This window comes from Planktothrix paucivesiculata PCC 9631, from assembly GCF_900009265.2.
Lineage (GTDB): Bacteria > Cyanobacteriota > Cyanobacteriia > Cyanobacteriales > Microcoleaceae > Planktothrix > Planktothrix paucivesiculata.
On the sequence record NZ_LR735011.1, the window covers coordinates 1 to 2,558 of the forward strand.

The 2,558-nt window shown below is 41.2% G+C and carries 4 protein-coding genes; 2 read left to right on the plus strand and 2 right to left on the minus strand.

What is annotated here, in order from left to right:
- Together PL9631_RS10000 and PL9631_RS10005 are read right to left on the minus strand one after the other, a co-directional pair.
- On the minus strand, positions 1 to 209 hold a 209-nt coding region (locus PL9631_RS10000; protein ID WP_197046320.1), incomplete at its 3' end, for a KilA-N domain-containing protein.
- A 3-nt stretch (positions 210 to 212) separates the two neighbouring features.
- Positions 213 to 506 (minus strand): hypothetical protein, encoded by a 294-nt coding sequence (locus PL9631_RS10005; RefSeq protein ID WP_083619723.1) that lies wholly within the window; start codon positions 504 to 506, stop codon positions 213 to 215.
- Between the two features lie 290 nt (positions 507 to 796).
- Here PL9631_RS10005 and PL9631_RS10010 point away from each other — a divergent pair, with 290 nt between their 5' ends.
- The gene (locus tag PL9631_RS10010) at positions 797 to 1,120 is read left to right on the plus strand and encodes a helix-turn-helix transcriptional regulator (protein WP_083619726.1); all 324 of its coding nucleotides are present in this window, start codon (positions 797 to 799) and stop codon (positions 1,118 to 1,120) included.
- A 515-nt stretch (positions 1,121 to 1,635) separates the two neighbouring features.
- A partial coding sequence (locus PL9631_RS10020) for an AAA family ATPase (RefSeq protein WP_331281257.1) occupies positions 1,636 to 2,558 on the plus strand: 923 nt, incomplete at its 3' end.

A 2,558-nucleotide genomic window follows, 5' to 3' on the forward strand; every position in this document is an offset into this window, starting at 1 on the left:
TTTCCGGTTAACGGGTTTCGGGCGATAATCTCTATTCCTAGATTCTCGGAGAGGGCCGCAAGATATTCCTTGGTAGTTTCATTTTCAAAGTAGTGACTCCACTTTTTCCCCGCCGCCTTACAGAGAGCAGTGGCATTGAAATATCCGTCCCCCCGCCGTTGCCCGATGGGTAAATCGTTGGCTGAATGAAAAACTAAAGTTGAGGTCATAATTTATCCTTTGGTAGATTTGGACTTAGATTTGGTGAACTTCAACAAAATTGTTTTAGCTTGAGCCTCGGTCAAATCATCTGGGTTTAATTTGAGGGATTTACCTTTTTCGAGGTGGCCATATTCGCAGTATTGGCGGACTAATTCATGGCGATGGATTTGCCAGCCGCAGAATTTACAAAGGGAACTATCTAAGCCGGGGATTGAGTATTTGACTCCGCATAAACACTTGGATAAATCTTCTGAATTAATCCAATTAAATAAATCCTTAGAGTTTTGGGAGTTTTGAGCTAACATTTATTTATCTCTCTAGCTTTTCCTTCAGACTCAAAGAATTTACTGATTAACTTTTAGAAGTTGGATTAGTGCTTCTTCAATTACCTGAGATGCACTGATTCTTCTTCTTGCTGATTCGATGCGAAGCTGCATATCTATCTCGTTAGATAAAGTTATGCTCTTTCTTACTCTGCCTGTTGGATTTGTGGGTTTCATTATACCAAAAATGAAATTACACTTTTAATATAATGTAATTGCGTATTTATGTCCAGTAAAGTTTTGATAAAGTTTGACAAAAACAAGGTGATTGTATGAATTTAGAGAATAGACAAAGGTTTGCAATAGCCGTAAAAGCTTTACGGGCTGATCGCAACCATGAGGAATTCGCAAAAATCATTGGAGTCTCTAGGCCCACAGTTATTGGCTGGGAAAAATGCAAAGTTGCCCCGAAACGTGAAAGCCTAGAACAGATCGCCCAATTACGAGGCGAAAGCCTAGATGAATTCCTCTCTTACTTAGAAGGTGCCAGACGGCGCGACCCGTTGGAACGTTTGACCCAGCAAATTGCCGGACTTTCACACGAACAGATTGCCCATGTACTTCGGGCTTTAGCCGACCGACTTGACCCCTCTTAATAATTTTGTTGTAAATAAACTTGCGCTTTTATGTAAATGTGTTATCCTAAAATAGAAAGCGTAAGGAAAAAACCTATGAAATTACCAACAACATTCACAAGCCTTGATTTAACTGGGTTTGAGATTGAGAAAACCAATTATCGGGAAGTAACGGCGGGGATGATTGAGACAACCTGTGCGGTTCTACAAAAGAATCGGGTAGGGATTGTGGTGCGGTCAGTACAAGCCGGACTTAAATCTATCTATGGGATTGGGGGAAGTGCTGATACGGTTTGCGCTTTATTAAAGGAATGGCGGGCTGAGAATTTATCAAGTCTCAAACAAGGTAAGAACGATAAGGATTTAGTTTCGGCAATCCTTGAAGCCTCTGATGATGGATTACTTGAAGAAGCTGATATTCCCGAAGAATATTTAACTGTGGCTCGTCAAATGGCGNGATTGCGCCGGGTTCTAATAATCAGATAAATCCTGGTCAATTACCTTTAGTTCGGGAAATCAAGAATCTAGCCCGGGAAATGAGTCGTGACCGTCGCTGTTTAGTGATTCTAAGTGATCAATTGAGATTACCAACTGAACTCAGAGAAGAAACAACAATTGTAGATTTTGATTTACCCAGCATTGAGGAAATTTCTTTATTGGTAAATAATCTGGTAGGCAAAAAGTTAAAACTATCAGGTGAAGCCCTGGAACAACTTCTTAAAGCCTGTCAGGGATTAACTCGGTGTCGGATAGCCCGTGTATTAGCCAAGTGTCTCGCACGGTCGGGGAAAGTTGATGAAAGTGCCATTGGGGTAGTCATCGAGGAAAAACGTCAGACTATTCGGGAAACAGGCATTTTAGAGTTTATTCCCCATCAATCAGGGTTAGAGTCAGTCGGGGGGTTGGAGAATTTAAAGGCTTGGGTGAGATTGCGATCGCACAGCTTCACTGATGCTGCCCGGGCGTATGGTTTACCAAGTCCCAAAGGTGTGCTACTTGCGGGTATTCAAGGCACAGGTAAAAGTTTGAGTGCTAAAACCATAGCTGCCGAATGGAAATTACCTTTATTGAGATTAGATGTTGGAAGGTTATTTGGTGGGATTGTTGGTGAATCTGAATCGCGGGTCAGGCAGGTAATTAAATTAGCTGAAGCTATCGCGCCAGTTGTTTTAATGATTGATGAAATTGAGAAAAGTTTTAGTAACAATCAATCAGATGGTGATTCAGGAACCAGTCGGCGGGTATTTGCAACATTATTAACTTGGTTAGCTGAAAAAACCGCTCCCGTATTTGTTGTTGCCACTGCTAATAATGTTGAGCTTTTACCTGCTGAATTAATCCGTAAAGGCAGACTTGATGAATTGTTCTGGCTATCGTTACCGACTCAATCAGAACGGGAACAAATCTTTAAAGTTCACTTAAACCGCTTACGTCCTAATAATCAATTCAACTTAGAGTT